Here is a 13,580-nt window from a genome sequence, read left to right on the forward strand (position 1 = left end):
GAGCAGACGCAGGCCGTCACTCCCATTCGATGGTGCCGGGCGGCTTGCTGGTGACGTCGAGCACCACCCGGTTGACCTCGGCCACCTCGTTGGTGATGCGCGTCGAAATGCGTTCCAGCACTTCGTAAGGCACCCGGGTCCAGTCCGCGGTCATGGCGTCCTCACTGGACACCGGACGCAGCACGATCGGGTGGCCGTAGGTGCGGCCGTCGCCCTGCACGCCCACCGACCGGATATCGGCCAGCAGCACCACCGGGCACTGCCAGATCTGGTTGTCCAGCCCGGCTGACGTCAGCTCCTCACGCGCGATCGCGTCCGCGCGTCGCAACGTCTCCAGCCGCTGCGCGGTCACCTCCCCGACGATCCGGATGGCCAGACCCGGGCCCGGGAACGGTTGGCGCGCAACGATTTCCTCAGGCAGGCCGAGCTCGCGTCCGACGGCGCGCACCTCGTCCTTGAACAACAGCCGCAGCGGTTCGACGAGGGTGAACTTGAGGTCGTCGGGCAGGCCGCCGACGTTGTGGTGGCTCTTGATGTTCGCGGTGCCCGACCCGCCGCCGGATTCCACCACGTCGGGATACAGGGTCCCCTGCACCAGAAACTCGACCTCCGAGGCGCCGCTGGAGATGTCGCGCACCGCACCTTCGAACGCGCGAATGAATTCGCGGCCGATGATCTTGCGCTTGCCCTCGGGGTTGGTCACGCCGGAGAGTGCCTCGAGGAATCGATCGGCGGCGTCGACGGTGACGAGCTTGGCGCCGGTGGCGGCGACGAAGTCGCGTTGCACCTGGGCCCGCTCCCCCGCGCGCAGCAGGCCGTGGTCGACGAACACACATGTCAGCCGGTCGCCGATGGCGCGCTGCACCAGCGCGGCGGCCACCGCGGAGTCCACCCCCCCGGACAGCCCACAGATGGCGCGCCCGTCACCGATCTGCTGGCGCACCTGCTCGACCAGCTGGTCGGCGATGTTGGCGGGGGTCCATGTCGCGCCGATGCCGGCGAACTCGTGCAGGAAGCGGCTCAGCACCTGCTGACCGTGCGGCGAGTGCAGCACTTCGGGGTGGTATTGCACGCCGGCCAGTCCACGGGCGCGGTGTTCGAAGCCCGCGACCGGGGCGCCCGCGCTGGCCGCCACCACTTCGAATCCGTCGGGCGCTTTGGTGACGGCGTCGCCGTGGCTCATCCAGACCGGCTGGGTGGCGGGCAGATCCGAATGTAGCTGCCCGCCAGTCACTTTCAGTTCGGTGCGGCCGTATTCGCTGGTGCCGGTGCGCTCGACGGTGCCGCCGAGCGCCTGGGCCATCGCCTGAAAGCCGTAGCAGATGCCGAACACCGGCACGTCGAGGTCGAACAGCGCGGGATCCAGCTGCGGCGCGCCATCGGCGTACACACTGGCCGGCCCGCCGGACAGCACGATCGCCTGCGGATCTTTGGCCTTGATGTCCTCGACGCTGGCGGTATGCGGGATGACCTCGGAGTACACCCGCGCCTCGCGAACCCGGCGGGCGATCAGCTGGGCGTATTGCGCGCCGAAGTCGACCACGAGGACGGGACGGGAGGGGGCTGCCTGCACCGGTTCAGTCTAAGGGCGGGGTCTTCGGCCTAAGAATGCCGCCGCCGTGGTGTCGACGTGCTGAAGTGGGTAATGACCTTTGCAGAGAAAGCGAGGTTTATCGTGCTGGGCCTGCCCGACACCGTGCGCGCCTGCCTGTTCGACCTGGACGGGGTGCTCACCGACACCGCAAGCGTGCACAAGAAGGCCTGGAAAGCCATGTTCGACGGCTATCTGCGGCAGCGGTCCGAACGCACCGCCGAACCGTTCGTCCCGTTCGACATCGGAGCCGACTATCTGACCTACGTGGACGGCAAGAAGCGCGAAGACGGCGTCCGCGCGTTTCTGGCCAGCCGCGGCATCGAACTGCCCGAAGGAAGCCCCGACGATCCGCCGGGCGCCGAGACCGTGCACGGGCTGGGCAACCGCAAGAACGAGGCGTTCCATCAGACGCTGCACAACGAGGGCGTCGAGGTGTTCGAGGGGTCCCGCCGCTACCTCGAAGCGGCCACCGCCGCGGGCCTCGGCCGCGCCGTGGTGTCCTCCAGCGCCAACACCCGCGAAGTGCTCGAGGTCACCGGCCTGGACCAGTTCATCCAGCAGCGGGTGGACGGTGTGACGCTGAGCGAGGAGAACATCGTCGGCAAGCCCGCGCCGGACTCCTTCCTGCGCGCCGCGCAGCTGCTCGACGTCCCCCCTGCCGAGGCCGCGGTGTTCGAAGACGCGTTGTCCGGCGTCGCGGCCGGCCGCGCCGGAAACTTCGGATACGTCGTCGGCGTCGACCACGTCGGGCAGGCAGATGAGTTGCGGCGCAACGGCGCCGACGTCGTCCTCACCGATCTCGCCGAGCTCCTGTAGCGCCATGATGATCACCGATGACGCCTTTCCCGTCGAACCCTGGCATGTCCGCGAGACCCGCCTCGATCTCGAGCTACTCGCCCAGTCGGAGTCGCTGTTCGCGTTGTCCAACGGACACATCGGATTACGCGGCAATCTTGACGAGGGCGAACCGCATGGCCTGCCGGGCACCTACCTGAACTCGTTCTACGAAGTGAGGCCACTTCCCTACGCAGAAGCGGGATTCGGCTATCCGGAAGCCGGCCAGACCGTGGTCGACGTCACCAACGGCAAGATCATGCGGCTGCTGGTGGACGACGAACCGTTCGACGTCCGCTACGGCGAACTGATCGACCATGAACGAGTTCTCGACCTGCGCGCCGGCACCCTGACCCGTCGCGCGCACTGGCGGTCCCCGGCGGGCAAGCAGGTGAAGGTGACGTCCACCCGCTTGGTGTCGCTGACCCAGCGCAGTGTCGCCGCCATCGAGTACGTCGTGGAGGCGCTCGACGAATTCGTCTGCGTGACAGTGCAATCCGAACTGGTGGCCAACGAGGACCAACCGGAGGTCTCTGCGGATCCGCGCGTCGCGGCCGTGTTGGAACACCCTCTGCAGGCCGTTCACCATGAACACTCCGACCGCGGCGCCCTGCTGATACACCGCACGCGCGGTAGCGCTCTGATGATGGCCGCCGCGATGGAGCACGACGTCGAGGTTCCCGGCCGGGTCGAGGTCAGCACGGACTCGCAGGACGACCTGGCCCGCACGACGGTGATCTGTGGGCTTCGGCCCGGCCAAAAGCTGCGCGTCGTCAAGTATCTCGCGTACGGGTGGTCGAGTCTGCGTTCGCGGCCCGCGCTGCGCGATCAGGCCGCGGGCGCTATCACCGGGGCTCGCTACAGCGGCTGGCAGGGCCTGCTGGACGCGCAGCGCGCCTACCTCGACGAGTTCTGGGACTGCGCCGACGTCGAGGTCGAGGGCGACCCCGACTGTCAGCAGGCGGTGCGGTTCGGGCTGTTCCACGTGCTGCAGGCCAGCGCCCGCGCCGAACGCCGCGCGATCGCGGGCAAGGGCCTGACCGGGACCGGTTATGACGGCCACGCCTTCTGGGACACAGAGGGTTTCGTGCTGCCAGTGCTGACCTACACCAAACCGCACGCCGCCGCCGACGCGCTGCGTTGGCGGGCGGCGACGCTGGATCTGGCCAAGGAACGCGCGCAGCTGCTCGACCTACAGGGCGCGAGCTTCCCATGGCGCACCATCCGCGGCCAGGAATGTTCGGCGTACTGGCCGGCAGGCACCGCCGCGTGGCACGTCAACGCCGACATCGCGATCGCGTTTGAGCGGTATCGCGTTGTGACGGGCGATGATTCGCTGGAGCGCGAATGCGGGCTGGCTGTACTGGTCGAAACGGCGCGGCTGTGGCTTTCGCTCGGACACCACGACCGGCACGGGGTGTGGCATCTGGACGGCGTGACGGGGCCGGACGAGTACACCGCCGTGGTCCGCGACAACGTGTTCACCAATTTGATGGCAGCGCACAATCTTCGCGTGGCGGCCGACGCCTGCACCCGTCATCCCGAGGCGGCCTACGACCTGGGTGTTACCACCGAGGAGACCGCCGCGTGGCGCGACGCTGCGGCCGCCGCGCATATCCCGTATGACGCCGAGCTGGGCGTGCATCCGCAATGCGAAGGCTTCACCACCCTGCGGGAGTGGGACTTTTCGGCCAACACCACCTACCCATTGCTGATGAACGAGCCCTATGTGCGGCTTTATCCCGCGCAGGTGCTCAAGCAGGCCGATCTCGTGCTGGCGATGCATTGGCAGAGCCACGCCTTCACCCCCGAGCAGAAGGCCCGCAACGTCGACTACTACGAACGGCGTACCACACGCGATTCGTCATTGTCGGCCTGTACGCAGGCGGTGATGTGCGCGGAGGTTGGGCATTTGGAGCTCGCACACGACTACACCTATGAGGCCGCGCTGATCGATCTGCGTGATCTGCACCAGAACACCCGCGACGGCCTGCACATGGCGTCACTGGCCGGCGCATGGACCGCGCTGGTCGCCGGGTTCGGCGGCTTGCGTGACGACGAGGGTGTGCTGTCGCTCGATCCGCATCTGCCCGATGGCATCTCCTGCTTACGATTCCGGTTGCGCTGGCGGGCTTTTCGACTCACCGTCGACGCCAACCACGCCAATGTCACCTATACGCTGCGCGACGGGCCCGACGGTGCGCTGACCATCCGGCATGCCGGCAAGGATCTCGAACTGTCCACCAGCACACCGTCAACCGTCGAGATCCAGCCGCGCCATCCCCTGCTGCCGCCCCCGCTGCAGCCACCGGGCCGCGAGCCGGTGCGCCGGCGCGGTCCGCTGAGCACGGGCTAGCCCACGCGCCGGCGCTGCAGCTCCGGGTTGGCGCAGTGGGCCAGCGGTTCCCCGCGGAGGTACCGGCCGACGTCGGCGGCGACGATCTGCGCGGCCTTGTGCGCCACCTGACGGCTGGCACCGGCGACGTGCGGGGTGATGACCACATTGGGTGCGGTGAGCAGAGGGTCACCCGGCGGGATGGGTTCGGCGGCGAACACGTCGAAGCCCGCGCCGTACAGCCGCCCGGACGCCAAAGCCTCGACCACGGCGTCGTCGTCGACAAGCGCGCCGCGGGCGCAATTGACCAGCACGCTGCCGCGCGGCACGGCGGCGATCTGCTCGGCGCCGATCATGCCCTTGGTCTCGTCGGTGACGCGCGCGTGCAGCGAGACGATGCGCGATCGCGACAGCAACTCGTCCAGCGTCACCTTGGTCGCCACTCCGGCCACCGCATCGTCGGTGACGTACGGGTCGTGCACCAACACGGTCGCGCCGAGCGCGGTGAGCGCCGCGGCGACCCGCCGCCCGATTGCACCGAACCCGATCAAACCGACTGTGCTGCCGTCGATTTCGATGCCGCAGTTCTCGTATGCATAGTAGTCGCCGCGCCAGGTGCCCGCGCGCAGATCTGAGTGCAGGTCCGGGATGCGGCGCGCCGCGGCGAGAATCAGCGCGATGGTGTGCTCGGCGGTCGCGGCGGCGTTGCGGCCCGGCGCGAACGTGACCGCGACACCGTGCCGCGTCGCCGCCTCGATGTTGGCGTTGACCGGGCCGCCCCGGCTGACACAGAACAGCTCGAGGTCCGGGCAGGCGTCGAGCACCTTCTCGGTGAGCGGGGCCATCTGGGTGACGCAAATCCGCGCGCCGGCCAGCGCCTCGATGAGCTCGTCTTCCGTGCCGGAGGCCTCGTCGACCTCGGCGACCCGGCCGAACGGCGTGTGCGGCCAGGGCAGGGTGAGCTCGCGGATGGTGACGTCGTCGCCGGATTCGGCGCGAACGGCATCGGCGAGCAGCCAGGGCAGGACGAAGTGATCGCCGGCGGCTAAGACGGTCGTGGGCATGGCGGTGACCTTTCCGTGTCGATGGGTCAGTGGGTTCGGATCGATCCGGGGATCAGCTCGATCGGGGTGTTGAATTCCAGCAGCGCGGTCTGCCCGTCGCGCAGCCTCAGCATGGTGAGCCCGGCATTGCGCATGAACGGGAACAACCGGCGGTAGTTGGCCAGCGGGATGCCCAGCAGCTGGCACAGCACCAGCCGCAGCACGGTGGTGTGCCCGACGATGAGCACCTTGCCGTCCGGCTCGGCGACGCAGATCTCGTTGAGACAGGCCAACATTCGTGCGACCGCGTCGCGGGGGTCCTCGCCGCCCGGCAGGTGGTTGGCCACCGGGTCGGCGACGAAGGCGTCGAACGCGTCGGGAAACTTGTGCCGCATCTCCGCGGTGGTGAGGCCTTCGCCGTCGCCGAAGTCGAGTTCGACCAGCCGCTCGTCGACCTGCGTGGCCAGGCCGGTGGTGTCGGCGACCCGGGCGGCGGTGTCGCGCGCCCGCCCGAGCGGCGAACACCACAGCGCGGTGAGGCCGGCGTGGCGCGCCCATTCACCGAGCAACCTCGCCTGCTCGACGCCGCGCTCGGTGAGCGCGATGTCGCTTCTGCCTGCGTAGCGGTTCTCCGCGTGCCACACAGTTTCGCCGTGACGGGTCAACACCAGCTGAGTCATCACGCTCCCCTCCGATGTGCGTGTGCCGCGACCTCGGCCGGCAGCCAGCCGCGGCGGTTGAGTTCGTCGACAAGCTGCAGATAGGGCTCGGTGAATCGGTCGCCGGGCCTGGGTTCGATGACCTCCCGCACCCGCACCATCGTGGCGGCGACGTCGTCGGCGCGGCGGCCGACGGACGCGGCCAGCACGGCCATGCCGACCGCCGGTTCGGCGTTCTCGACCAGTTGCACCGGCCGGCCGAGCACGTCGGCGCGTAGCCCGCACCAGTAGCGGCTCTTGGTGGCGCCGCCGGTGAGCGTGAGCGGGCCATCCGTCGGGGCACCGAGAAGGTCGAGGTAGTCGAAGCAGAGCCGCTCGATGAACGCGACGCCCTGCAATAGCGCGGCGTAGTGGTCGATCTCGTCGACGGGTTCGCCGAGCACGAATCCTTCCGCGTCCGGCGCGGTGAACGGGAATCGCTCGCCCCGTGACACCAGCGGGTAGGCGATCACGCCGGCGGGCTCGCGGCTCGCTGCCGCGCGATTCAACTCCTCCAGGTCGCGGCCCGGGTAGTGGGCGGTCAGCACGCCGGCGCCAGTGCTCGACGCGCCACCGGGCAGCCACCCGCCGTGCGGCGCGCGATGCGAGTACACCACCCCGAGTGGGTCGTCGAGCAAATGCTTGGTGACGCCCTTGAGCACCAGCGTCGTGCCGAGCACGGAGTTCCACGCGCCGACCTCGAGGGCACCCGCGCCGAGTTGGGCGGCGCAGCCGTCGGTCATACCGGCCACCACCGGCGTGCCGACGGGGATGCCGGTCAAGCGGCGGTTGGCGGCCGCCGCACTCGAACTGGTCACGCCGGGCCAGACCATCCTCATCGACGACTCGACCACTTGCCTCTACCTCGCCCAGCGGCTGCCGGAGCGGGCGCCGATCACCGTCGTCACCCACTTCCTCGCACTGATCAAGGTGCTCGCCGGCCAACCCGGCGTGAACCTGGTCGCGCTGGGCGGCACGTACTACCCGTCCTATGACGCGTTCTTCGGGGTGCAGACGGTCGACGCGGTCGCGGGCATGCGCGCCGATCTGCTGTTCATGTCGCCCACTGCGGTCACACATGGTCGCTGCTACAACCAGACCCACGAGACCGTCGCGGTGGAGCGCGCGATGATCGACGTCGCCGCGCGGCCGGTGCTACTCGCCGACCACACCAAGTTCACGCGGCAGGGCCTGTACCTGTTGGCGCCGCTCACCGCGTTCGACACCGTTCTCGTCGACCCCGGCCTGCCCACTGCGGAATTGCGCGGCATCCGCGAACTCGGCGCGCGCGTTCACGTCGTCGGCTCGTCGCGCTGAGCGGATTGTCCTTGGCACCGTGTGGCGTTCGCGCAGCTATCCGCGTCGTGCCGCGTCATGCCACTTCAACGACGCGGGCACCAAGTGCCATGCGACGCGAATCGCCGACCGCACGCTGCGATAGGCCGTCTCGTCGGCGGCCGACCATGCGATGCCGAATCGGTCCCGCACGCCGGCCGGTAGGCCACCGAATATGACCAGCCGCATCGGCACAGCCAGCGCGGCGCGCACCGGCCAGGTGGGCAACAGCCGATCGGCGAGCGGTCGCAACCGCGGATGCGCGGGCAGGTGCGGGGATGTGCTCATGTCGGGTATCGCGACGCGATTGATGACGTCGATCAGATAGTCGGACGCCGGGTTGGGCTCGAGAACGTCGCGGCAGTAGCGGTCGAACTCCGCGTCGAATGCCCTTCGGTCAGCGGGCACGACGGAATCGCTGACCCCGTAGCGGCGATACCACTCGCATCCCTCGTCATAGAGCTGCTCCCACTGCGCATCGGTGAGCCGGTAGCTGTCCCAATAGCGGGCGACGCGGTCGACCATCCGTTGAAACGTGGCGTGCGCCCACCAGTACGTCTCGGGGTTGAGTGCGTGGTAACGAGTGCCATCGGGCATGTGCCCCTTGATGTCTCGGTGGTAGTCGCGTACTTGTGTGCCGGTTGTGGCGGCATCGGGACCGTCGTAGACCGTGCCGAGAATCCCGGGCAGGGAACGGAATACCCGATCGACGGGGTCCTCGAAGAAGTTGGAATGCTCGATCAACGCATACCCAATGGCCGGATGCATCGTCTGCAACAAGCCCGCCGTGCCGCCTTCGAAGGCGATGCGCAGATCGCCCGCCCACCGCCACAGCAACGAGTCAGCGTTCAGCGTCACGGCGTCGACTCTGCCGATCTCAGTCAACTCGTGCGCCCGCCGTCGCTGATGGCAACTGGTTTGCGTTTCGGGCTGCTGCGGCCCAGCAACCATCATGCCGCCTCCGCGGCAATACCGCGGCACACCATGTCGACGGTCGCGCGCACCCGCGCCGCCAACACCTCACGATCGGGCTGATGGCCATGGCGCAGCATCACGCCGAACGGAATCGCGACGACGGAATCCGCGGTCGCTTCGACATCGATGTCGCCTCGGACGTACCCCGCCGCGATGCCCGCGCGCAAAAGTCCGCTCAACACCGCGGCACCCTCATCGAAACCGCGGCAGAACTTCTCCGTCATCTCACGGTCGACGCCACAGCTCTGCAGCAGCATGAGGCGAGCGAGCCGCGGATCCTCGGTGAGCAGGTCGATACAGGCCAACCCCAAATTGTTCGAGAAGTCGCGGAACTCGGCCAGTGATGTGGGCGGTCCCGACAAGGTCTGGCCGATCGTCGACATGATGCGGTCGATGGCGTGGCGAACGACGTGTTCGAGGATGTCGCGCTTGTTCTCGAAGTAGCGATAGAACATCGAATGGCCCGCCCCCAGTCGCTTCGCGATGTGGGCGATCGACGTCTGGTGGTAGCCGCGGTCGGCGAACTCGGCAAGTGCCGCCTCGATGACTTCTTCGCGAACCAACTCGCTTCTCTTGAGCCGTTGACGCTCGGCCATCCGCGTCGCTGCCTGGTCGACCATGCGGCGAGAATAGCCCACTTCCGACAATCACTCGCAAAACGGAATGGATTGTCACAAACTGATTGACTTGTTCCGCACCCGGCATTAGCGTTCCGCACAGAGATGGCAGCAAACCGACCGAGGGAGACGATGTGACACAGCCGTCGGGAGCCGAATGGGGCGTGCCGCCCGTGACCACGGGAGAGCCGTGGTGGGCGTGGACAGTGGTGGCAGTGCTCGTCGCGTGCCTTGTCTTATCGCTGGTCTACGTGATCATGCTGACCGTCCGCCGCCACGAAGACGCACTCATGTACTGGCTGATCATGCTGGGCGGGGTCACGGTGCTGCCGTACTTCGTGGAACCGTGGCTCGACGTCATCGGTGCCACCACCTACATGACCAATGCTCTGCCCTATGTCACGATCGCCGACCGGCCGCTGCCGATCTTCGTCCCACTGGTGTGGGTGGGCACCGCGCCCACCGCGCTGATCGTCTACTACATGATCAAGAAGGGCTTGCCGGCGTGGACGCTCATTGCGTTCGCGTTGGTCTTCGGGATCGTCGAATGCATCGGTGAGATGGTCAACGTGCACTTTGGCCTGATGCTCTACTACAGCAACAACGCGTTGGTGTTCGGCGTACCGCTGCCCAGCCTGGTGCAAAACGGCGGATTCCTGGTCATCATCGCCTGGGTGCTGCTCCTACTCCAGCCGCACATGCGCGGATGGCGTTGGGCCATCATCCCGTTCGTTGCCCCCGCGGCATACCTCGCCTACACGATCGTCTGCACGCTGCCCAGCTACTTCGCCATCCACATGGGACTTCCCCCGCTGCCGTCGTGGGCGCTGGCCATCGTGTCGACGGCATTGAACCTGCTGGCCGTGGTGCTGGTTGCGCACTCACCGACAGTGCAGCGCTATCGCGACGAGGCCGACGCCCGGGTGATCGGCCGTCAGGCGGTGGACCGGCAGCCCGCACTGGCATGAACGCACCGCAACTGGCCAGTGCCACCCCGACGACGAACGGATGTCCGGTGAGCGCAACGTCGAGCGCCGTCGAACCGAACCGCGACTCGGCCGGTCAGCCGGGGCCATTGCCGCCGAATCCGACCGTACGCCAAGTCCGTGAGGCCAGCAGTGCCCAGGGACGTTGGGCGTCGTTGAAGACCGACCCACTGTGGTTGACCCGCAGCCCCCTACCCTTGCTGTCGGCATCCATGAGAGGGCTTGGGGCGCCGACGCTTTCGCCGCCTGGGCCGCGGGGATTACCGCTCGTCGGCTGCACCCGCGCCATGCGCCGGGAACCTTTCGAGTTCTTCCGGCGCTGTACCGCGGAGTACGGCGATATCTACCGGGTCCCGGTGCCGGCCGGGAACCTCGTCGTCGTCAACCATCCGGATTACGCAAGCCACGTCATGGACGACGCGACCGGGCGGTACAGCATGATCGGCCCGTTCGGCATCGTGCCCTCACTCGTCGGGGCGGCCATCCCGATGCTCGAGGGCGGGAAGTTCCGGCAACGCCGCAGAATGCTGATGCCGATGTTCGGACGGCGACATCTCGCTCGCGTGGCCGATGTCATCGCCGACGAGTTCGTCACCCGGATCGACAGGTGGTCGGCGTGGGCCGGGACCGGCCAGGTCGTCGATCTGCAGCACGAGATCGCTCAGGTGACACTGCCGGCGTTTCTGCGGGCGATGTTCTCCTCGTCGATCACCGAGCAGGAAATCCGCAACACCGATGTCGATCTGCGCACCTTCATGTCGCTGATGGCCGCGCCGACGCTGATGAGCCCGCGCCCCAAACTCCTTCCGTGGCCCGGACGGACCACCGCGATCAAGTCGATGCGACGGCTTTGGATGCTGACCCGGCGGCTGATTCGGGACCGACGTACCCATCCTCTCGACACGCCAGATCTGCTGAGCCTCTTACTCGATGCGCGCTACGACGACGGTTCGCCGCTGTCCGAACGCGACCTCAGCATGGAGCTGATGATCCTCATGGCGGGCGGTTACGAGACCGTCGTCGCGTCACTCTCGTGGACCCTGGCGCTGTTGCTTGCCCACCCACAGCATCTCGAAAAACTCTATGCCGAGGTCGATGCGCTCGACGGTGCGATGCCAACCCCCGACGACCAGCCCCGCCTTGCCTTTGCGCGGGCGTGTTTCGATGAGGGCCAACGGCTGCAGGGGCATCCACTCAATCCGCGGTTCGCGATGGATGACGACGTGATCGGTGGTTATCTGATACCGCGGTACAGCATCGTCGGGCCGTCGCTGTATTCGATTCACCGCGACCCGCGGTGGTGGCCGGATCCCGAGATGTACGACCCGACTAGATTCACTGACGAATCGGCGGTGCGAGCACGTCCGCGGTTGGCATTCATGCCATTTGGGTCCGGACCGCATCACTGCATCGGCACCGGTATGGCCTACATGAATGCCCAATTCCTGTTGGCGCTCATCTTCCAGCGCTATCGGCTGAGCCTGCTACCCGGGTGGACGCCGGAGCACCACTTCAACTTCTCGGTGACGCTCAAGGGCGGATTGCCGATTACCTTGGCGCGTGTGTGAGATGGCCGATTCCTCGGCACCCAAGATGGTCCTCATCCTGGATCAGGACACGTGCATGGGCTCGGGCTACTGCGCCAACGCATCTCCGCGCCTGTTTCGGATCGCTGCGGACGGAGTTGCCGAAATATGTACCGGTGACACCGCGCGCGGACCGGTCGAATTAGCTGATCAGGACGTCGAGGACGCGCGGCACTGCGCCGCCATCTGTCCCTCAGGCGCCATCACGGTCGCGCGGCGCTGACGGCGCGCGGGCAGCGTTACAATGAGCGCGATTTGTTCATTGTCACTGCAAGAAGGGGCCCGTCCGTGGATGTCAGTCAGCTCGCGTCTGGCGCCACGCTCGGCACGGATCCCGAGCAACAGCGGCTATTGCACGCCGCGCGCGAAGAGTTCGTAACCCACGGGTTTCGCCGGACATCGGTCGGCGATATCGCACGCCGCGCCAAGGTGTCCCGCCCTACCGTGTATCGGCGCCTCGGGGATAAGGATCAGATCGTGCGCGCGGTGGTGCTCACCGAGGTGGTCGAATTCTTCACCAGCATTTCGGTGCACGTACTCGCGAAACCGACCCCGGGCGATCGCGCCGTGGAAGCGTTTGTCCTCGGGATCTCGGCATGTCGAACCCATCCGTTAGTGGCGGCGATTCAGAAGTTCGAGCCCGAGACGCTGGGATCCCTTGCCTCTCCGGAGTTTTCGGGATCGATGGAAACGGTACGGATGGTCATCGCCTCCGTCCTCGCGGGCCCGAACTTCCCGTTCGACGCTGCGGTGCGCGCGGCCGAATTGCTGGTCCGCATAACGGTTTCGCTGCTGCTTGCACCGAGCGACGTCCTGCCAGTGGACACCGACGAACGAGCGCGCTGGTTCGCGAGAACCTATTTCGTTCCGCTTATCGAGGCTTCCGCCCAATCGGGCCCGCCGTGACGCGCTGGGATCAAGTCGCGTCGCACCCCACAGCGAGCGCTAACGCGTCGCAGACCTCCCGCATACGGTTCGGGCCAAGTGTCGTCACATGTTCGGCGAGGGTGGCCTTCCATGCGTCGCCGAGATTGTCCAGGCTTACCGCGCAGCGCACCGGCATTCCGTCATCCTCATCGAGGACCACTTCGGTTGGGATGCCGCGCACGGTCCGGGAGATGGACGCGATCGTCACCCGTTTGAGCACCGGAATCGCGGCGTCGCGGGTCAGCACGAGGACCGGTCGGCGGCCCCATTCCGGATGTTCGAGGTAATAGACGCCGCCGCGGGTCACCACGGCTCGAAGCCCGCCGCGCGTTCTTCCCGGTTCAGCTGTCGCTGCTGATCGGCGGTCAGCACGGTCAGCAACTCGCCGACATCTCCCCACTCATCATCGTCGAACTCGCCGCCCTGCGGCATCCGCGAGTAGCCTTCGACGATCTGCCGGTCGATCTCCGCCGTTCGATCCGCCGCGAGGAACGCCTCGATCGCCTCACGAATCAACTGCGACCGCGACACACCTGTCCGAGCCGCACGCTTGTCGAGTTGTGCTATGAGGTCTTCGTTCAGCTGCACCATCGTCTGAGTCCGCGCACTCATAGGCATATGATAGCCCTATTGCTAATGCCGCGAGAGCG

15 protein-coding genes and 1 pseudogene are annotated in these 13,580 nt (G+C 67.1%); 8 read left to right on the forward strand and 8 right to left on the reverse strand.

Translation table 11 applies throughout. The features are described from left to right. Positions 1-16: 16 nt before the first annotated feature. Positions 17-1,573 carry a glutamine-hydrolyzing GMP synthase gene (gene guaA, locus CWS39_RS07425; protein WP_102142267.1) on the reverse strand — a complete coding sequence of 519 codons (1,557 nt, stop codon included), beginning with the start codon at positions 1,571-1,573 and terminating at the stop codon, positions 17-19. Between the two features lie 72 nt (positions 1,574-1,645). On the opposite strand from guaA, the gene CWS39_RS07430 reads away from it, so the two are divergent. Continuing rightward, complete coding sequence (locus tag CWS39_RS07430; protein WP_102142268.1) at positions 1,646-2,410, forward strand: beta-phosphoglucomutase family hydrolase; 765 nt, start codon at positions 1,646-1,648, stop codon at positions 2,408-2,410. A gap of 7 nt (positions 2,411-2,417) precedes the next feature. Then, entirely contained in the window at positions 2,418-4,784 is a 2,367-nt protein-coding gene (locus CWS39_RS07435) for a glycoside hydrolase family 65 protein (RefSeq protein ID WP_102142317.1), read from the forward strand. On the opposite strand, the gene CWS39_RS07440 is transcribed toward CWS39_RS07435, so the two are convergent. The 3 genes from CWS39_RS07440 to CWS39_RS07450 are packed head-to-tail and all read right to left on the reverse strand — an operon-like array spanning position 4,781 to position 7,322. After that, positions 4,781-5,827 (reverse strand): 2-hydroxyacid dehydrogenase, encoded by a 1,047-nt coding sequence (locus CWS39_RS07440; protein WP_102142269.1) that lies wholly within the window; start codon positions 5,825-5,827, stop codon positions 4,781-4,783. The two genes, CWS39_RS07435 and CWS39_RS07440, sit on opposite strands and share 4 nt — an antisense overlap. 26 nt (positions 5,828-5,853) lie before the next feature. Next, complete coding sequence (locus tag CWS39_RS07445; protein WP_102142270.1) at positions 5,854-6,486, reverse strand: histidine phosphatase family protein; 633 nt, start codon at positions 6,484-6,486, stop codon at positions 5,854-5,856. Next, entirely contained in the window at positions 6,486-7,322 is an 837-nt protein-coding gene (locus tag CWS39_RS07450) for an FGGY-family carbohydrate kinase (protein WP_233213393.1), read from the reverse strand. Before CWS39_RS07450 ends, CWS39_RS07445 begins: the two co-directional genes overlap by 1 nt. Here CWS39_RS07450 and CWS39_RS07455 point away from each other — a divergent pair. Beyond that, a complete protein-coding gene (locus CWS39_RS07455; protein WP_102142272.1) occupies positions 7,276-7,821 on the forward strand; it encodes a DeoR/GlpR family DNA-binding transcription regulator in 546 nt (181 codons plus the stop codon). The two genes, CWS39_RS07450 and CWS39_RS07455, sit on opposite strands and share 47 nt — an antisense overlap. A gap of 36 nt (positions 7,822-7,857) precedes the next feature. Here CWS39_RS07455 and CWS39_RS07460 read toward each other — a convergent pair whose 3' ends face one another. Both CWS39_RS07460 and CWS39_RS07465 read right to left on the reverse strand, forming a co-directional pair. Further along, a complete protein-coding gene (locus CWS39_RS07460) occupies positions 7,858-8,697 on the reverse strand; it encodes an oxygenase MpaB family protein (protein ID WP_233213394.1) in 840 nt (279 codons plus the stop codon). A 92-nt stretch (positions 8,698-8,789) separates the two neighbouring features. Further along, a complete protein-coding gene (locus CWS39_RS07465) occupies positions 8,790-9,434 on the reverse strand; it encodes a TetR/AcrR family transcriptional regulator (RefSeq protein ID WP_233213395.1) in 645 nt (214 codons plus the stop codon). 131 nt (positions 9,435-9,565) lie between these two features. On the opposite strand from CWS39_RS07465, the gene CWS39_RS07470 reads away from it, so the two are divergent. The 5 genes and pseudogenes from CWS39_RS07470 (at position 9,566) to CWS39_RS07485 (ending at position 12,909) form a co-directional block, all read left to right on the forward strand. Beyond that, the gene (locus CWS39_RS07470; protein ID WP_102142273.1) at positions 9,566-10,399 is read left to right on the forward strand and encodes a hypothetical protein; all 834 of its coding nucleotides are present in this window, start codon (positions 9,566-9,568) and stop codon (positions 10,397-10,399) included. After that, positions 10,396-11,985, forward strand: coding sequence for a cytochrome P450 (locus CWS39_RS07475; protein WP_102142274.1), 1,590 nt, complete (start codon positions 10,396-10,398; stop codon positions 11,983-11,985). The genes CWS39_RS07470 and CWS39_RS07475 overlap by 4 nt, the downstream gene beginning before the upstream one ends. Before the next feature lies 1 nt (position 11,986). Then, the gene (locus CWS39_RS07480) at positions 11,987-12,226 is read left to right on the forward strand and encodes a ferredoxin (RefSeq protein ID WP_102142275.1); all 240 of its coding nucleotides are present in this window, start codon (positions 11,987-11,989) and stop codon (positions 12,224-12,226) included. 65 nt (positions 12,227-12,291) lie between these two features. Further along, positions 12,292-12,480: pseudogene (locus CWS39_RS29495) on the forward strand (helix-turn-helix domain-containing protein); the annotation flags it as partial. Next, positions 12,481-12,909: a hypothetical protein gene (locus CWS39_RS07485; RefSeq protein WP_233213404.1), complete on the forward strand. Its 429-nt coding sequence runs from the start codon at positions 12,481-12,483 to the stop codon at positions 12,907-12,909. 10 nt (positions 12,910-12,919) lie between these two features. Here CWS39_RS07485 and CWS39_RS07490 read toward each other — a convergent pair whose 3' ends face one another. Together CWS39_RS07490 and CWS39_RS07495 are read right to left on the reverse strand one after the other, a co-directional pair. Continuing rightward, on the reverse strand, positions 12,920-13,240 hold the full coding sequence (locus CWS39_RS07490) for a type II toxin-antitoxin system PemK/MazF family toxin (protein WP_158240326.1): 321 nt from the start codon (positions 13,238-13,240) through the stop codon (positions 12,920-12,922). After that, complete coding sequence (locus tag CWS39_RS07495) at positions 13,234-13,542, reverse strand: CopG family ribbon-helix-helix protein (RefSeq protein ID WP_102142278.1); 309 nt, start codon at positions 13,540-13,542, stop codon at positions 13,234-13,236. The genes CWS39_RS07490 and CWS39_RS07495 overlap by 7 nt, the downstream gene beginning before the upstream one ends. Positions 13,543-13,580 lie beyond the last annotated feature (38 nt).

Source organism: Mycobacterium hubeiense, assembly GCF_002838065.1.
Lineage (GTDB): Bacteria > Actinomycetota > Actinomycetes > Mycobacteriales > Mycobacteriaceae > Mycobacterium > Mycobacterium hubeiense.

Coding starts and splice junctions, on each gene's coding strand:
- CWS39_RS07440 (WP_102142269.1), bottom strand. CDS start 5,827: ATGCCCACGACCGTCTTAGCCGCCGGCGATCACTTCGTCCTGCCCTGG.
- CWS39_RS07475 (WP_102142274.1), top strand. CDS start 10,396: ATGAACGCACCGCAACTGGCCAGTGCCACCCCGACGACGAACGGATGT.
- CWS39_RS07445 (WP_102142270.1), bottom strand. CDS start 6,486: ATGACTCAGCTGGTGTTGACCCGTCACGGCGAAACTGTGTGGCACGCG.
- CWS39_RS07455 (WP_102142272.1), top strand. CDS start 7,276: ATGCCGGTCAAGCGGCGGTTGGCGGCCGCCGCACTCGAACTGGTCACG.
- CWS39_RS07430 (WP_102142268.1), top strand. CDS start 1,646: ATGACCTTTGCAGAGAAAGCGAGGTTTATCGTGCTGGGCCTGCCCGAC.
- CWS39_RS07495 (WP_102142278.1), bottom strand. CDS start 13,542: ATGAGTGCGCGGACTCAGACGATGGTGCAGCTGAACGAAGACCTCATA.
- CWS39_RS07480 (WP_102142275.1), top strand. CDS start 11,987: ATGGCCGATTCCTCGGCACCCAAGATGGTCCTCATCCTGGATCAGGAC.
- CWS39_RS07435 (WP_102142317.1), top strand. CDS start 2,418: ATGATCACCGATGACGCCTTTCCCGTCGAACCCTGGCATGTCCGCGAG.
- CWS39_RS07465 (WP_233213395.1), bottom strand. CDS start 9,434: ATGGTCGACCAGGCAGCGACGCGGATGGCCGAGCGTCAACGGCTCAAG.